Below are 16922 nucleotides of genomic sequence, written 5' to 3' on the forward strand. Positions count from 1 at the left end.
TTTCCTAATCATTTTATAGCTTAAACTGCACTACTGGTTTGAGTGAATACATGTACGCTGTTCTAAATCTTTTTCTTTTTTGGGAGAATAACTGATTCCCACAAATACTAAAAATATTCCGAGAAGCTGGTAGACATCAGGACGGTAGTTCAAAATAGTTACATCCAGTAAGATTGCGATAACCGGATCAACAAAGACTAAAATAGCAATTGTTTGTGCCTTTAACTCACGCAAACTACTGAAAAATAAATAAAATACAAATCCCGTGTGAATAAATCCTGTAACAAGGATATAGAACCAGTTTTCAATGGTAAGATGCATAAAGTTTGACCAATCTACTAATGGTAGCAATAATAAAACACCTAGACTTGTTTGAATAACGGTTGTTAACACAGGACTAAGCATTTGAATTCCTTTTCCCGTAATAGAAGTTAGAGCATAGAAGAATGCTGCTGCAAACGCCCATAAAACACCGGTGGATAAAAATCCAGCCACAGTTGTATGTTGATGAATCCCCCCAACTAACAATGTCCCTAACAAGCAAACAAAGAAAAAGACCAATCCCATTTTTGTTATTTTTTCTTTAAAAATAACGGAGCCTAAGAGAAGTACAATAACGGGTGCTAAATGATAAATGGATACCGCCACAGTAATAGGCATTACTTCTAAAGAACGGAAGAAAAACACCCAATTTACAATAAGGAATACACCGCACAATAAAGCAAGTAAATACTCCCTACGAGGAATAGAAATTTCCCGCGGTTGTTTTGTTTTTAATGTGCTCCCCAAAAAAATTGTTCCTAAAAGAATACTTGCACAGAGGCAACGTACAAAAACTAGTTCAATCGAGTGCAGACCAGTTTTTTCTGAAAATAGACCGATTGAACCGAATATGGCCATGGAGATGGCAAACTTTAATTTGGCATGCATTTCATATCTCTCCTTAAATCGTTATTGTTATAACTACTATCGATTTGGTGATAATCCTTACGAACTGCCTTTTTACTTGCTATAGTAAACCGTAATTTTGTAAAATATATTTTATGAACGTATAATATAGTTAACGTTAGTTATATTATACGAATGTTCGTTATAATTTTCAATAGGAGGATTTCTATGAACTTAAATGATATAATTTCTGTAAATTTAAAGAGGTTAAGAACAGAGCGAAATCTTAGTCTCGGTCAGTTATCAGAGTTGTCCGGTATTAGTAAGGTAATGCTCTCTCAGATAGAGAAAGGTGAATCTAACCCAACCATCAACACGATTTGGAAGATTGCCATCGGTCTGCAGGTTCCGTATACTCGGCTGATTGATTGCCCAATAGATGATGCCGTTGTCATCCGGAAGAGCGACTGCAAGAAGCAGTCCGAGAATGAGGATTCCTTTGCCTCCTACTGTTACTACACTACCAATCCCAACCGTAATTTTGAATTATTTAAGGTTGAGTTACAGCCCAATTGTAAGCATAATTCTGATGGCCACGCTCCTAAAACTCAGGAATATATTTTTGTGACTCGGGGGGAATTGACGATCGAGTTGACTACAGGAGAATATGTGCTTCGGGAAGGTGACTCTATCCACTTTGACTGTTCGCTTCCGCATACTTTCACCAATCATCTGGATACGGTGCTTGAATTTATAGATATCATTTATTACTACTAAAAATGTGGGCTCGTCCCACCGCTATCAAGTTAAGTAAGAGTATGGGGGAGTGTTCCATACTCTTATTAATCTAGAGAACATTTGACTTAAGGAGTGGTTATAATGGCACGTGTTTTATTCATTAATGGTGGATCAGAAGGACATATTAATCCAACAATTGGAGTTGTACAAGAGCTTATTTCGCGCGGGGAAGAGGTAGTATACTTTTCAATAGAAGATTTTCGAGAACGTATTGAGAAGACGGGAGCCGATGTACGGACATTTGACGGTCAAAAATTTATACAAGCCTTTCTCTCAGGTGGAAGAAATTATTTATCTGAAAGAATTAACGGTCTTTTACATACGGCGGATATCATTATACCTAGTGTTTTAGAACAGATCCAGGGAGAACATTTTGATTACATCATTCACGATTCTATGTTTGGTTGTGGACGGTTGCTTTCCAAAATTCTAAAGCTTCCTGCAATTAATTCGTGCACCTCTTTTGCTCAAACTGAAATAGCATTTGAAAGAATGTTAGAGCAGCTTTCGCAAAATATCCCAACAGAAATTGCTGAGAAGATAAATAATGATTTTCAAAATCTAACAACAAACATTAAAGAAAAATATGATGTTGAAATCACTTCTCCTTATGAAGTTTTCTGCAATCCCGCACAACTTACAATTGTTTATACAACTAGGGAGTTTCAACCTTTTGGAGAAACATTTGACCAAACATACAAATTTGTAGGACCATCCATCTCTACACAATTAACAAAAGAAAACTTCGATTTTACTGTAATTAAAGGGAAAAGCCCAATTTATATTTCGCTAGGTACTGTTTTTAACCAGGCAATTGATTTCTATAAGCTTTGTTTTAAGGCATTTGAGAACACTGACCATACCGTTGTGATGTCGATTGGAGAAAAAGTTCAAATAGCTGATTTAGGAGAGATTCCGAAAAACTTCATTGTGAAAAATTATGTTCCACAAACAGAGGTGCTTACATACACGAAATTATTTATCACACATGGCGGAATGAACAGTACCAATGAAGGTCTATATTACGGGGTTCCACTCATCGTAATCCCGCAAAGCGCAGATCAGCCAGTAATTGCGCAACAAGTTGTGAATCTTGGAGCCGACATGAGATTACAAATGCAAGGATTGACAGCAGAGCAACTACGAGAAACCGTAGATCACGTGTTGGGACAGTCATCTTTCCAGAAAGCTGCTGCAAATATGAGGGAATCCTTTCAAACGGCAGGGGGGTATCAGCGAGCTGTTGATGAGATTTTTAAATTTAAAGGTCAATACGGTATGCAAATATAAAACGCAGCACCTAATTTCATTTATGTAAAAAAAGACGCTGGATTTTGAATAAAGCTGCAACAGTTATAAAAAGATTCGGTGCTTTATTCCTTAAATCAAAGAATGATAAGTAAGTTTTGATTAAACTTTATTTCAAAGCAACAGCTACCTGCCCATATAGAGTTAGAAGAAGCCACGAACACAACTCGTTTTTAAAAATTTTGTAGCTATCAAATCGCAAGGGGGATATTATGCTAAAAAAAATAGGAGTCATAGTAGGGGCATTATCTATCTTTTTATCATTGGGAGTCGCTTATATTTTATTTTTTTATCATGGCTTTGATATTACAATTCATAATAAAACAAATCAAGATATTGAAAATCTCATAATTACGGATGGTCGTAAACTAGAAAAATTCAGCATACCTACCATACATTCTAATAAACAATATAAAACTAAAATTAAGTTAAAAGATGTTGGAGAAAATAGCTTAACGTTACATTATCAAGATAATCAGAAAAATACACACAAAGTGGTCATTTTTGGTTATTTTGAAGGGAAAGGAAAAGGAACGATAGATATTAGTATTAAGTCGGTCCGTCAAGATGGAACGTTACATATAGAAGTGAATCAAAAATAAGACATACATGTATATTTGTTATCCATTATACGTGGTACTCATCCTCTTCAAAGAATTCGATTTAAATAGTAATTTTATTAAGGAACTCAGCATTCATTCACATGAAAAGAGCTTGTCTCATAGTATATAAAAGGCATTTCAATATAGTAATTGAAGGGTGTGAATGTATGCAAGAAGACTTAAGGGAGCAAATTGAATATTTAAAGGCAGAGCAAAAGGAGATGGTGAGAGATATTCGTAATTTAGAAACGAGGATAACCATTAGTGAAAAGGATATTTCTACAATTAATAAACAATTAGAAAAGATTAGTACAAATACGACTTGGATTTTACGAATTGTTGTGAGCGCTGTTGTGATGGGAGTACTAGGATTATTGATGAAAGGTGGAATGTAATCGTATCAATGATTTTTTAAGAGAGGCGAATCTCTCTCTTCAGCCCGTGTAGAAAGGGAAATGCTATGAAATGATAAAAAGAAACATGGTAATCTGACGAGATTGGTCCGTATAAAGTGGTGAATGAAATTTTATCGACGATTTTTCAAATATATCGACCGTTTCTCATCATATATCGATCGTTTGTCATCATATATCAGCGATTCGACAACGGATATCGACTAACCAGCAAAAAACGACAAAAAGCAGGGTTCCCCCTAACTCCTGTTTCCCAACACTCTGAAGAGAGGCGAATGCCTCTCTTTTTATTTTAATTTCCAAACTTAGAAAAATGCGCTGCAGCATACATGATAAGAAAAATTTGTGGCGGCTACGCTACTGACAGAAAGTGTAAAGAGTGTTTTAATGAAAAGGGAGAATAGTGAGAAAGGAGTTTCTTATATGAAATTTCGCAAAGACTGGTTTCTCGGTTTCCTTGGTTTAATTGGAGTATATAAATTCCCAAACGTAATTGATGCTTTTCAAGGTGAACAGGGATGGACGGCATGTATAAGCCTTATTTGGTTCATTTGGTTCGGGTATTTCATTCCGGAGAAGAGCGATGGTGAAAAGAAAGATAATTAACATATTTCCATCTTTCGTTAAATTTTGTAGTATATACATATATTACGAAATCGACATAAAAGCTTTCTTTTTAGCTCCATGCTGAGTAGGAAGTTAGTAGATTTTTAGATTTGGAGTGATAACATGCAACCATTAGAAAATGAAATTCATCCTGATATGGTTAAAGTTTGGAAAACGCATGCTTTAATTATGGCGGGAGTATTAACGGCTGTTGTTCTGGCGTATCTCTTTTTTATGATTAAATTTCATTGGTGGGGTTGGCTTTTTGGGGTGCTTTTCATCGGATCAATAGTGTATGCACCACTTGATTATTTTGTATTCCCGAATTTGCGTCAACGCTATCATAGTTATCAATTAAATGAAGAAGAGATTGAGATTCAGCGTGGTATGTTTATTGTAAAACGTGTTTTAGTGCCAATGATTCGTGTGCAACACGTTACAATTGAACAAGGACCAATTATGAGAAAACACAATCTAGCAGAATTACAGATTTCTACCGCCGCTACTTCTCATAGTATTCCTGGTTTAACAATGAGGGAAGCGGAGCGATTAAAGCGTCAAATCGCGGAACTAGCAAAGGTGAGTGATGAGGATGTATAAGAGGCAGCATCCGATCACGATTTTATTAGAACTGAAAATTTCTCACCTATTACCAGGGCTTATTCCTTTAATTAGTTTAAAAGGCAAGTTTCCTTTTTGGTATATGATTCCGATTGCATTGTTTGTCGTGACGATTGTATTTGCTATTATACATTGGTATTACAAAGTATATTGGGTTCAGGACAATGTACTGCACATAAAAGAAGGGATGTTTGTAAAAAAAGAGAGCTACTTAAATAAAGGGCGTGTACAAACGATCAATACAAGTTCGAATGTTATATATCAATTATTAGGATTAACGAGGCTAAAAATTGAAACGGCAGGCGGAGGGAAGGAACCAGAAGTAAGTTTAGCTGGTGTGACCCTTGAAGATGCAAAAGCACTCATCTCTCTATTAAATGAAGAAATGGCTGTAAAAAGAGAAAATGAGGAAGAAATAATAGATTCCGCCTTGCAAGAGGAGCCAAAGTCATCTGAATACAAACTAACATGGAAAGAAATTATGTTAGCTTCCATCACTTCTGGTGAATTTGGAATCGTATTTTCTGTACTGTTGTTTATTTCTTCAAAGGCGCATGACTATGCTCCAGATTGGATGATAAAAAAAGTGGAAAAGTATGTAATGGATTTTAATTTTGCCATTTCTACTTGGCTGTATATTGCGGCAATACTCCTTGTTTTATCATGGATTTTATCAACGCTTCGATATGCGATGAAGCATGCTAATTTTACAATTGTTCGAAATGGCAATGAAATACGGGTTTCACAAGGGCTTTTGGAAAAGAAAGAAGTTGTTTTAAAAACGCATCGCATTCAAGGGATTACAATAAAAGAGACATTGCTACGTGAATGGTTAGGGTATTGTTCGATTCATGCAGAAGTGATTCAAAATGCTGAAAAAGGAGAGAAGAATGTAACAATTCATCCTCTTATGAAAAAAACAAATGTACCTAGTTTACTCGATCATTTAGAACTTCCTTATAAATTAGAAACGAATCTGATTGGGTTACCAAAAGTGGCGTTAAGACGTTATTTACGTGCATACTGGATTGTCTTTATGATTTTTACAATTCCAATCGCAGGTGCAGCCATATATTTTGAAAAATATATGGCAATGCTCGTATTACTTCCTTTGTTTGCTATTTTGACGTGGCTTGGTTACATATCATTTACAGCTGGCGGGTATGCACTATCTGACCAGCAGTTGACCATTGTGTCTAGAAGTATTGGAAAACATACAGGATTAATTCGTAGAAGACATATACAATCATTAACCAAAACACAAACGTTCTTTCAACGTAAAAACGAGCTATGCACATCTATATTCGCTATTGCTTCATCAGAGACCGGGCATCATTACAAGTTAAAACATATGACGATGCAAGATGCAAAAGCGATGCGCGATTGGTTTACGAGGAAAAATGAGAAGATCACCCTTTTGTGAGGGTGATCTTTTCATTTTGTTGGGAAACAGTGGCTAGGGGGGCTGTTTTTTGTCGTTTTTTGTTGGTTAGTCGATATTATTTGTCGAATCGCCGATATATTTGAAAAATCGCTGATAAAATTTCATTTTATCTTGTTTTGTATGATTATAGAATATTACAATTAGATGTAAATAATATACATATGTAATAGATTCTTAAATTTGGAGTGATTACATGCAGCTGCTAGAAAGCACAATTCATCCGAATATGGTCAAAGTGTGGAAGGTCTATGCTTTAATTGGTGCAGGAGTACTTGCAAAGGTGAGCGATGAGGGTGTATAAGAGACAACATCCGATTACGATATTATTTGGTATAAGAATTTCTAGTTTATTTCCTCTTATTCTCATTGTCTTATTTGGTCCTAAAGATGAAATAGAGCCTTGGTATTGGTTTCCCATCTTCATTGTAGGTTTTGTATTGGTTTTGGCTGTATTCTCATTTGTGAAATGGTATTTTAAAGTGTATTGGATCAAAAATCATGTTTTACATATTAAACAAGGGGTCTTTGTTAAAAAGGAAAGTTATTTAAATAAAGAGCGTGTACAAACAATTAGTAAGAATTCAAATATCATATATCAGCTATTTGGGCTAACGAAGCTGAAGGTTGAAACGGCTGGTGGGGGTAGTGAACCGGAAGTAACATTGGCTGGTATTAAGGAAGAGGAAGCGAAAGAATTAATTGGTTTATTGCATAAAGAAAACGAGAAATTTTTAAAAGAAGAGAAAAGTGTACCACCGGAAACAAATACAACTATTTACCAGTTAACAGCAAAAGAAATTTTGCTAGCAGCCGTTACATCTGGTCAGTTTGGCTTGTTATTTTCAGGATTGTTTTTCCTTTATACACAATTTGATAACGTTCTTCCAAAATGGTTCATAGAAGAAGTAGAAACATATGTGAAAGATAATGGTATACATAATTTGCTATATATAGGTGCTATTTTAATCGTAATCTCATGGATCATTTCTACAATTGGCTATGCTTTTAAACATGCGAACTTTACTATGCAGAGAAATGGAAATGAAATTCATATTTCACAAGGGCTGCTTGAGAGGAAAGAAATAGTTTTAAAACTGCATCGCATTCAAGCGTTGACAATGAAAGAAGGACTTCTTCGTCAACCGTTTGGATATTGTTCTATTGAGATAGAAGTGATTCAAAGTATTGAAACAGATAATATGAATGTCATACTACACCCGCTTATGAAGAAAAAGGATGTACAAGCATTGTTGACATATTTAGCGTTACCATATGAAATGGAAGAGGAGATTGTACATTTACCAAAAGCAGCGCTGCGTCGTTATTTGCTTATGGGCTGGATTACTTTTGTAATTACATCAGTACCGATTATCGGGGCAAGTGTATATTTTCAGCAATCTAGTGCTTTATTCGTACTGATTCCATTATTTTTGTTCTTTACGATTCTTGGATATGGCAAGTATAAAACGGGTGGATATGCGATAAAATCCAATCAGTTGACGCTTGTGTACAGAGGCATTGCAAAGTATACAGGTTTCGTGAGAAGAAGACATGTACAAGCAATGACCAAAAAACAATCATACTTTCAGCGGAGAAATCGGTTATATACGTATGTTGTAGCGGTAGCTTGTAGTGCCCAGGGGCGTCATTATGAATTGAAGCATGTGAGTGAAGAGGATACCAACTATATACGGAGTTGGTATAAGAAAAAAGGATAAGTAACGGGTTTCATTAATAGGCGAAAAACTTGGACTATCTCTCAAGCTTTTCGCCTTCTACTTATATTGTTTGCACTTTTGAAAAGGATAAGAGTATGTCTTTTCTACGCCAACACATCAAAAGTAGTCACAAAAGAAGGTCTTGAAAAAATACTCTTCTGCGGCTCTGCACTCGCTTGTGCAGGGCGTTTTTTATGTGCGTTTTCGAAAGAACGTGATTCTGTCCAGTCTTTAAAGTTTTGCTCTGTTTCCCACATCGTCATAATGACATATGTATCGTTACTTAATGGACGAAGAACGCGAATTGCTTGGAAGCCTGGTTCGTTTTCAATCAGTCCTGCACGGTTTTTGAAGCGATTTTCAAAAACGGGACGGCCTTCGTCTGTTACAGAGATGTTGTTACAAACAATGAAGCCAGCTTGTCCGTTAAATTCTCCGACCGCGTCTAACACGTCATACTGAAGCGTACTTTCCACTGTTTCTTCTATATTCTCTTTATAAAACATATCTTTTTCGTTATTTTTTGCGGTGAAATGTGGATTTTCTAGAGGTGTTTCGTATGAAATGATTGCTTTCATTTGTAATGCCCCCTTTATAAGTTTGACTTTATTATAGCAACTCTTCTGAAAAACTTCGAAGATTATATACATAAAGATAATCATTTTTCAAATAATAAACATACCATCATTTGGAAAGAAGGACGATGTATGAAGAAAATAAAGTGGACTTTAATGGGCAGCGTGGCGGTGTTTGTAGTAGCGATTGTACTATATAAACTCATTGTGTTAGCTGGTGGTTATATGATGGATGAAAAACAGTTAGTTTTCCACTCTTCATCACGTATTGTTGATCAAAAGGGAAACGAAATTACAAAATTATATGTAGAAAATAGAGAGCTTGTACCGATTGAGCAAATTCCAAAACATGTACAACAGGCATTTATCACCGTCGAGGACGCGCGGTTTTACGACCACCATGGGATTGACTATCCATCTGTGTTTCGCGCATTGTATAAAGATATTTTAGCGAGAGAAAAAGTGGAGGGCGGTAGTACCATTACGCAGCAACTCGTTAAAAATGTTTTTTTAACGCATGAAAAAACGTTCACACGTAAACTAAAAGAAGTAGCAATTGCACTTAAATTAGAACAAACTTACACGAAAGAGCAGCTTCTTGAAATGTATATGAATCATATTTATTTTGGCCATGGCGCTTACGGGATTCAAGCAGCCGCGAAATTATATTTTAATAAAGATGTAGAGAGATTAACAGTTGAAGAAGGAGCGATGCTTGCGGGGCTGCCGAAAGCACCAAATGGATATTCGCCGTTTTTACATCCGAAAAAGAGTAAGGAACGCCGTGATTTAGTATTATCTCTTATGCATAAACAAGGATATATATCAGCGGAGGAAAGTGTTCGCTATCAAGGGAAAACGATTGCACTTTATAAAAATGTAGATGAAAGGGAACTCGCTTATATGCCGTATGTCGATATGGTAGTAGATGAGGCGGCTCGTTTATATGGCTTGTCGCATCAAGAAGTTTTGCGCGGAGGCTATACATTTATTGTTTCGATGGATGAAAAAATTCAAAAAGTAGCTTACGATCAATTTCAAGACGCGCATAATTTTCCAGGAAATGAGAGCGGGGCACAAGGAGCCTTTTTATTAATGGATCATGCGACAGGAGGCATTAAAGCCGCGATTGGAGGGCGAGAGTATGTGCCAAGAGGATTTAATAGAGTGTATGCAAAGCGGCAGCCAGGGTCTGTTTTAAAGCCGCTTATCGTGTATGCACCAGCGCTGGAAACGAAAAAGTATAATCCGTATTCTTTATTAACAAATGAACGAACATCCTTTGAAGGGTATGAACCGCGCAATTATAATCGCGAGTATTCAAAAGAAGTGACGATGTATGACGCATTGTTACAATCGGCGAACGTACCAGCTGTATCTTTATTACATGAGCTGGGAGTAGAAGAGGGAAAGCAATATTTAGAGAAGGGGAATATTCATATTGCAGAATCTGGTTTAAGCACGGCACTTGGTGGACTGAAAGAAGGAGTTTCTCCATTTGAACTTGTCAAGATGTACCGTTCTTTTGTAGCAGATGGAAACATTATTGAGCCGCATGTTATTGAAAAAGTATTCGATCGACACGGAAAGATGATTGGAGAATCACCTAAGACCGAAACGAAAATATTTTCAAAACAAACAGCTTGGTATATGACAAAAATGTTAGAAGGTGTTGTAAAAGAAGGAACAGCGAAAGCGGGAGAGTATAAAGGGGCATTAGCAGGAAAAACAGGGACAACATCTCTTCCGAACCAAAGTGAAGGTGCTAGAGATCAGTGGTTTGTCGGATATACGCCGAGTTTAGTAGGTGCGGTCTGGATTGGATATGATCGTACAGATAAGGAGCATCAACTGCAAGATGGAAGCGCGGCGGCAACACAATTATTCAAGAAGATTTTAACGAAGGCAAATGTACAAAATCAAACGCATTTTAAGAAGCCAAAAGGGGTTGAAACGATTGGAAAACCAATTCGTTTAAGTAAGATTGAAAATATAGAGGAGAAATTATCTTTTAGTCCGTTTGGTTTATTTACGACGAAATTGAGCTGGAAACCATTGCAAGATAAAAGGATTCTCTATCGAATCTATAAGGTTGAGAATGGTATCCATACTCATGTTGGGACGGTAAAAGGGGTTGGTGAGTATGAAGAGAAGTTTATCAATATATTCGCTAAACCAAGTTTTTATGTTGTTCCATATAACCCACAAACAAATCGCGAAGGCGAAAAGACAAAAGTGGCTAAACCGTAGTTTTGGCTTATGATATAATGAGAATGTTGTGAAAAAGGTAAGCGTTTTTACGAACGTTTGTGTCAATTTCATGAACAACGTACATAATGTTATGCATTTTGTTTTTACAAGCTGTATAGTAAAAAAAGATAAATAAGTAGGATAGGGTTCGTTAGAAGCGATGGTAAGGAAGGGAGCAAGGGTCTTGGTAAGAACGATAAATGAGACATTTTTAAAAGCATGTATGGGGGAGCAAACAGAATATGTACCAGCATGGTATATGAGACAAGCTGGTCGCTCGCAGCCTGAGTATAGAAAGATAAAAGAGAAGTATTCTTTATTTGAAATTACGCACAATCCAGAGCTATGTGCATATGTTACAAAGCTTCCAGTTGATCAATATAATGTCGACGCAGCGATTCTGTATAAAGATATTATGTCACCACTACCGGCAATCGGTGTTGATGTTGAAATTAAATCAGGGATTGGTCCAGTTATTGATAATCCGATTCGTTCTTTACAAGATGTAGAGAAGCTCGGTGAGATCCATCCGGAAGATGATGTTCCATACATATTAGATACGATTCGTTTATTAACGACAGAAATGTTAGACGTTCCGTTAATTGGTTTTTCAGGGGCACCGTTTACATTAGCGAGTTATATGATAGAAGGAGGGCCTTCTCGTAACTATCATAAAACAAAGGCGTTTATGTATGCAGAGCCGAAAGCGTGGTTTGCATTAATGGATAAGCTTGCAGATATGGTCATTACATATTTGAAAGCACAAATTAAAGCAGGAGCAAAAGCGGTGCAAGTTTTTGATTCTTGGGTTGGAACGGTAAATACAGCAGACTATCGCATATTTATTAAACCGGTAATGGAGCGTATTTTCACGGAAGTTCGCGCAATGAATGTTCCGATGATTATGCACGGTGTTGGAGCAGGACATTTAGCAAATGACTGGAATGACTTGCCTCTTGATGTAGTCGGACTTGATTGGCGCCTGTCAATTGAAGAAGCGCGTTCTCGTGGTATTCATAAAGCGGTACAAGGTAATATGGATCCTTCGTTCTTACTTGCACCATGGCACGTTATTGAAGAGCATGTAAAAGGGATTCTAGATCAAGGGATGAAACAACCTGGTTATGTATTTAATTTAGGTCACGGTGTCTTCCCGGAAGTAAATCCAGATACATTAAAACGCTTAACGGCATTTATTCATGATTATTCTAAAGAGCAATTAGCGAAGTAAAGGAGAATAGGTGTATGAAAAAAAAGATTGGTTTGCTTGTAATGGCATACGGTACACCGTATAAAGAAGAAGATATCGAACGGTACTATACGCATATTCGCAGAGGACATAAGCCAAGTCCAGAAATGTTAGAGGACTTAACAGGACGTTACCGTGCGATTGGCGGCATTTCTCCTTTAGCTACAATTACATTAGAACAAGCGAAAAAACTAGAAAAACGTTTAAATGACATGCAAGATCATGTGGAATTTCATATGTATCTCGGCTTAAAACATATTGAACCGTTCATTGAGGATGCGGTAGCGGCAATGCATCATGATGGGATTGAAGAGGCGATTGCGCTTGTTCTTGCGCCGCACTATTCGACGTTTAGCGTAAAATCATATGTCGGCAGAGCACAGGAAGAAGCAGAGAAGCTTGGAAACTTAACGATTCATGGCATTGATAGCTGGTATAAAGAACCGAAGTTTATTCAGTATTGGGTAGACGAAGTGAAAAAAATCTATAATGGCATGGCAGAAGAAGAACGTGAAAAAGCAGTGTTAATCGTATCTGCGCATAGTTTACCAGAAAAAATAATCGCTTTAGGTGATCCTTATCCAGAGCAGTTAAATGAAACCGCAGATTATATTGCGCGCGGTGCAGAGGTTCCAAATTATGCGGTTGGTTGGCAAAGTGCTGGTAATACACCAGATCCATGGATTGGGCCAGACGTACAAGATTTAACGAGAGAGCTACATGAAAAGTATGGCTACACTTCATTTGTATATGCACCAGTTGGATTTGTCGCAGAACATTTAGAAGTGTTATACGACAATGATATTGAATGTAAAATCGTCACAGAGGAAATTGGAGCGAAGTATTATCGTCCGGATATGCCAAATGCTTCAGCTGCCTTTATTGATTGTCTAGCAGATGTTGTGTTAAAGAAACAAACAGAAGTATTGTAATGTCCCTTGGGAAAGGAGGAGCCTTTTTGAAGAAGAAAGTTGTAATCATCGGTGGTGGAATTACAGGCTTAACAGCGGCGTATTACTTACAAAAAGAAATTCGCGAAAAAAAATTGCCGATTGATACACTGTTAATAGAAGCATCGGGTAAGCTTGGAGGGAAAATTCAAACCGTTCGAAAAGATGGATTTACAATTGAGCGCGGGCCAGATTCTTTCTTAGAAAGAAAAGAAAGTGCTGCTAGATTAGTAAAAGAACTCGGGCTTGGAGATCAGCTCGTAAACAATGCAACTGGTCAGTCATTTGTTCTTGTAAACAATCAATTACATAAGATGCCAAGCGGATCGATGATGGGAATTCCAACGCAAATTACACCCTTTCTATTTTCAGGATTGTTCTCTCCGATTGGAAAAGTAAGAGCAGGTTTTGATTTCGTATTACCACGTTCGAAACCTGTTTCTGATCAATCACTTGGGCAATTTTTCCGGCGCCGTTTCGGAAATGAAGTTGTTGAAAATTTGATCGAACCATTGTTATCGGGAATTTATGCAGGGGATATTGACCAAATGAGCTTAATGGCGACGTTTCCGCAGTTTTATCAAGTAGAGCAGAAATATCGTAGTGTTTCACTCGGTATGCGTAATTTGGCTCCAAAGAAAGAAACGGATGAAGCGCCAAAAGGAATCTTTTTAACATTGAAAAAAGGCTTGCAATCTCTTGTAGAAAGAATAGAAGAGCGGCTAGAAGATGGAACGGTTGTGAAGGGAACGCGGATTGAAAAAGTTGCCAAAATGGGCGATGGTTATTCGATTACAATGAGCAATGGAAAAGAAATGGAGGCGGATGCTATTATTATTGCGGCGTCTCATAAAGTATTGCCATCCATGTTTGCTCAGTATAAAGAGTTCCGCTTCTTCCGCAACATTTCATCGACATCCGTTGCCAATGTTGCCTTAGCATTTCCGAAAGCAGCCATTAAGCGTGATATTGATGGAACTGGTTTTGTCGTATCGCGAAATAGTGACTTTACGATGACGGCGTGCACGTGGACCCATAAGAAATGGCCGCATACAACACCGGATGGAAAAGTACTTCTTCGCTGCTACATGGGACGACCTGGTGATGAAGCAATCGTTGAGCAAACAGATGAAGAAATGATTCAATTCATATTAGAAGATTTGCAAAAAACAATGGATATTACAGCAAATCCGGAATTTACCGTGATCAGTCGCTGGAAAGACGCCATGCCGCAATATACAGTGGGGCATAAAGAGCGTATGGAGAAATTAACAACATTTATGGAGCGAGAATTACCGGGGGTGTATTTGGCCGGTAGCTCTTACGCTGGATCCGGTCTGCCGGATTGTATTGATCAAGGTGAATCGGCAGCAGGGCACGTATTATCTTATTTAGAAAAAGTAGATGAAGCAGAATTAATTGCGCAATAACGACAAAAACAGGAGCTAGTGGGCTCCTGTTTTTGTCGTTATTTGTCGCGAGATCGATATCCTTTGTCGAATCGCTGATATATTTTGATTTGCGCTGATATATTGTGAGAAACGGTCGATATATTTAAATTTGCGCTGATATAATTTCATTTACCAATTCTTTCTGTTCATACTGAATCATTTTATTATCGTGAATGACGCATCGATGCTCAAGAGTCTTCGAGTTATCAAGAATGTTCGGTAAAATATGAGGGATGATTTCATCTACTCCATAGTTATTTTTATCTAAAAGCCATGAAAGCTTTTTCCAGTCTAATACCCCTTCAGCTACTTTTTTAGGAGTGGCATAAAAATAATTTGATGGCATATGGACGAGGTACACATACATGCCGCCAAAATAAGCATCATCAAATTCCCACTTAACTATTCCTTTAAACTGTGCTTGATTTTCTACTATGTAGATCCCCGTTTCTTCTTGTACTTCTCGAATGATACAAGCTAAAGGCGTTTCTTTGCTTTCTATCTTTCCACCTACACCATTCCATAATCCTTTTAAAGGGCCATACTCACGGTTTAACATGAGTATTTCGTCATTTCTTTTTAGAAAGCATAAAGTATGTTTGTACAAAATATGTTCCCTCCGTTCTTATATTTCTACATAAAAATTAATCAATGATACCAACATAAACTGGATTAGAGTAATTCCCAGTATGAAAGTCTTGAATAAGCTTCCTAATACCGATTGGGAAGAGAGGGGAATGTTGTAATTCATCTATCGGTAACCAAGAAATACCTATTTGTTTACTGTCCATATGTCGTTTTTTTGAATTTACATTTACAGCGGTACATGCGTACATAAACTCAACACGGTGTACTTCAGGATCCATAAAACATTCTCTTATAAATAAGAGGTCTCCTGCTTTTACTTCAATTCCTGTTTCTTCAAGACATTCTCTTTTCAAGGTTTTGTCTAATGTTTCGCCAACCTTTTGTTCGCCACCCGGAAGTAGGTGATACACACCTTCTTCATCTTCATAAGTTGTCACTAATAATTTGCCTGCGTGTATAAGTATGGCTTTGACTGAATTTCTTATTTTCATGTGTATCACGCTCTTTTCGTTAACACTAACAGATTTTACGTATAGATTATTTAATAGAGTTATATAAGAAATACCATATAGAATGGACTTTTTTAAGTGCCTATTCTATATGGTACATTATAGCAAAGTCATAAACCTTTTTTAATTTAGCTATTACGTTAGTTTAACAAGTAATATCTTTCATTATTAAAAGGTGGGTCTTTTTTAACGTAATATGACATTCAGTGCAGCAGCAGCTTTCGGCCACCCAGTGTAAAAAGCGAGATGGGTGATTAAAGCAATCATTTCTTGTTGGCTTATGCCGTGTTTTTCTGCTAATTGTAGATGAAATGGTAGCTGTTCCGTATTTCCGATACTAATTAAAGCAGCTAGTGTAATTAGGCTTCGTTCTTTTGGCGTTAAAGCAGGATCTCGCCATACTTTTTCAAATAATATATTTTCACTATACTGTACAAAATCGGGAGCAGTTTCTCTCATGTTCTCCGGTATATTGAGTTCGATACGATCATTCATAGATTTTCCCCTCCGTAGTAACCATTTGCGCCATTCCTTGTCCAAACGACCAGTTTTCAGCAGCTGTTTCGTGTAATGTAATAAAAATATTAGCTGTAGAAATGTTTGTATCGTTATAAAGAGCTTCTGAGATTGCTTGATACAAATGCTGTTTTTGCTGCACTGTTCTACCGGGTCCACATGTAATCGAAACGTGGATCATTTGATCTGTTCTCTCGTTCTCCTTTTCTAAAAGATAATGCGGGTCGTAAAAAAATTGCTGAGGCGGGTAAGGCAAAAACATATGAAAGTAATCTTTTTCAGGAATATGAAAGTGTTCCATTAATGAATGGTGAATACCATTACTTACCTGTTTTAACTCTTCTGCACGTAATTGCTTTTCTGGATAATAGATTGTAACAAACGGCATATTATCACTCCTTTTCGTATGGATTTTATTGTACGCTCACAGTTTCGA

18 protein-coding genes are annotated in these 16922 nt (G+C 37.0%); 12 read left to right on the forward strand and 6 right to left on the reverse strand.

The window, feature by feature from the left end:
• Window positions 1-30: 30 nt before the first annotated feature.
• Window positions 31-930: a DMT family transporter gene (locus ACX5JI_RS08350; protein WP_459500620.1), complete on the reverse strand. Its 900-nt coding sequence runs from the start codon at window positions 928-930 to the stop codon at window positions 31-33.
• A gap of 186 nt (window positions 931-1116) precedes the next feature.
• Here ACX5JI_RS08350 and ACX5JI_RS08355 point away from each other — a divergent pair, with 186 nt between their 5' ends.
• From ACX5JI_RS08355 to ACX5JI_RS08390, 8 genes are all read left to right on the forward strand, one after another.
• Window positions 1117-1665, forward strand: a complete 549-nt coding sequence (locus ACX5JI_RS08355) for a helix-turn-helix domain-containing protein (RefSeq protein ID WP_459500621.1) — start codon at window positions 1117-1119, stop codon at window positions 1663-1665.
• A 102-nt stretch (window positions 1666-1767) separates the two neighbouring features.
• Complete coding sequence (locus ACX5JI_RS08360) at window positions 1768-2976, forward strand: macrolide family glycosyltransferase (protein WP_459500622.1); 1209 nt, start codon at window positions 1768-1770, stop codon at window positions 2974-2976.
• Between the two features lie 230 nt (window positions 2977-3206).
• Entirely contained in the window at window positions 3207-3596 is a 390-nt protein-coding gene (locus ACX5JI_RS08365; RefSeq protein WP_459500623.1) for a hypothetical protein, read from the forward strand.
• A gap of 167 nt (window positions 3597-3763) precedes the next feature.
• Window positions 3764-3991, forward strand: a complete 228-nt coding sequence (locus ACX5JI_RS08370; protein ID WP_459500624.1) for a hemolysin XhlA family protein — start codon at window positions 3764-3766, stop codon at window positions 3989-3991.
• Between the two features lie 441 nt (window positions 3992-4432).
• Entirely contained in the window at window positions 4433-4615 is a 183-nt protein-coding gene (locus tag ACX5JI_RS08375; RefSeq protein ID WP_459500625.1) for a hypothetical protein, read from the forward strand.
• A 123-nt stretch (window positions 4616-4738) separates the two neighbouring features.
• Window positions 4739-5215 carry a PH domain-containing protein gene (locus tag ACX5JI_RS08380; protein ID WP_459500626.1) on the forward strand — a complete coding sequence of 159 codons (477 nt, stop codon included), beginning with the start codon at window positions 4739-4741 and terminating at the stop codon, window positions 5213-5215.
• Window positions 5208-6659, forward strand: coding sequence for a PH domain-containing protein (locus ACX5JI_RS08385; RefSeq protein WP_459500627.1), 1452 nt, complete (start codon window positions 5208-5210; stop codon window positions 6657-6659). Before ACX5JI_RS08380 ends, ACX5JI_RS08385 begins: the two co-directional genes overlap by 8 nt.
• 314 nt (window positions 6660-6973) lie before the next feature.
• Window positions 6974-8398 (forward strand): PH domain-containing protein, encoded by a 1425-nt coding sequence (locus tag ACX5JI_RS08390; protein WP_459500628.1) that lies wholly within the window; start codon window positions 6974-6976, stop codon window positions 8396-8398.
• A gap of 104 nt (window positions 8399-8502) precedes the next feature.
• Here the strand turns inward: ACX5JI_RS08390 and ACX5JI_RS08395 are convergent, their stop codons facing one another.
• Entirely contained in the window at window positions 8503-8976 is a 474-nt protein-coding gene (locus tag ACX5JI_RS08395; RefSeq protein WP_459500629.1) for an antibiotic biosynthesis monooxygenase family protein, read from the reverse strand.
• Between the two features lie 129 nt (window positions 8977-9105).
• Between ACX5JI_RS08395 and ACX5JI_RS08400 the strand changes: the two genes are divergently transcribed.
• The 4 genes from ACX5JI_RS08400 to hemY all read left to right on the forward strand — a co-directional run bounded on the left by ACX5JI_RS08400 (window position 9106) and on the right by hemY (window position 14852).
• Window positions 9106-11223, forward strand: a complete 2118-nt coding sequence (locus tag ACX5JI_RS08400) for a transglycosylase domain-containing protein (RefSeq protein ID WP_459500630.1) — start codon at window positions 9106-9108, stop codon at window positions 11221-11223.
• A gap of 184 nt (window positions 11224-11407) precedes the next feature.
• On the forward strand, window positions 11408-12454 hold the full coding sequence (gene hemE, locus ACX5JI_RS08405; RefSeq protein ID WP_459500631.1) for a uroporphyrinogen decarboxylase: 1047 nt from the start codon (window positions 11408-11410) through the stop codon (window positions 12452-12454).
• A gap of 14 nt (window positions 12455-12468) precedes the next feature.
• On the forward strand, window positions 12469-13404 hold the full coding sequence (gene hemH / locus ACX5JI_RS08410) for a ferrochelatase (RefSeq protein ID WP_459500632.1): 936 nt from the start codon (window positions 12469-12471) through the stop codon (window positions 13402-13404).
• A 26-nt stretch (window positions 13405-13430) separates the two neighbouring features.
• The gene (gene hemY, locus ACX5JI_RS08415; RefSeq protein WP_459500633.1) at window positions 13431-14852 is read left to right on the forward strand and encodes a protoporphyrinogen oxidase; all 1422 of its coding nucleotides are present in this window, start codon (window positions 13431-13433) and stop codon (window positions 14850-14852) included.
• A 124-nt stretch (window positions 14853-14976) separates the two neighbouring features.
• Here the strand turns inward: hemY and ACX5JI_RS08420 are convergent, their stop codons facing one another.
• The 4 genes from ACX5JI_RS08420 to ACX5JI_RS08435 form a co-directional block, all read right to left on the reverse strand.
• Window positions 14977-15480, reverse strand: coding sequence for an NUDIX hydrolase (locus ACX5JI_RS08420; RefSeq protein WP_459500634.1), 504 nt, complete (start codon window positions 15478-15480; stop codon window positions 14977-14979).
• Window positions 15481-15517: 37 nt separating this feature from the next.
• On the reverse strand, window positions 15518-15952 hold the full coding sequence (locus tag ACX5JI_RS08425) for an NUDIX domain-containing protein (protein ID WP_459500635.1): 435 nt from the start codon (window positions 15950-15952) through the stop codon (window positions 15518-15520).
• Window positions 15953-16156: 204 nt separating this feature from the next.
• Complete coding sequence (locus ACX5JI_RS08430) at window positions 16157-16465, reverse strand: carboxymuconolactone decarboxylase family protein (RefSeq protein ID WP_459500636.1); 309 nt, start codon at window positions 16463-16465, stop codon at window positions 16157-16159.
• On the reverse strand, window positions 16458-16874 hold the full coding sequence (locus ACX5JI_RS08435) for a tautomerase family protein (protein WP_459500637.1): 417 nt from the start codon (window positions 16872-16874) through the stop codon (window positions 16458-16460). The genes ACX5JI_RS08430 and ACX5JI_RS08435 overlap by 8 nt, the downstream gene beginning before the upstream one ends.
• Window positions 16875-16922: the final 48 nt, after the last annotated feature.

It is taken from the genome of Bacillus sp. C1 (assembly GCF_054570475.1).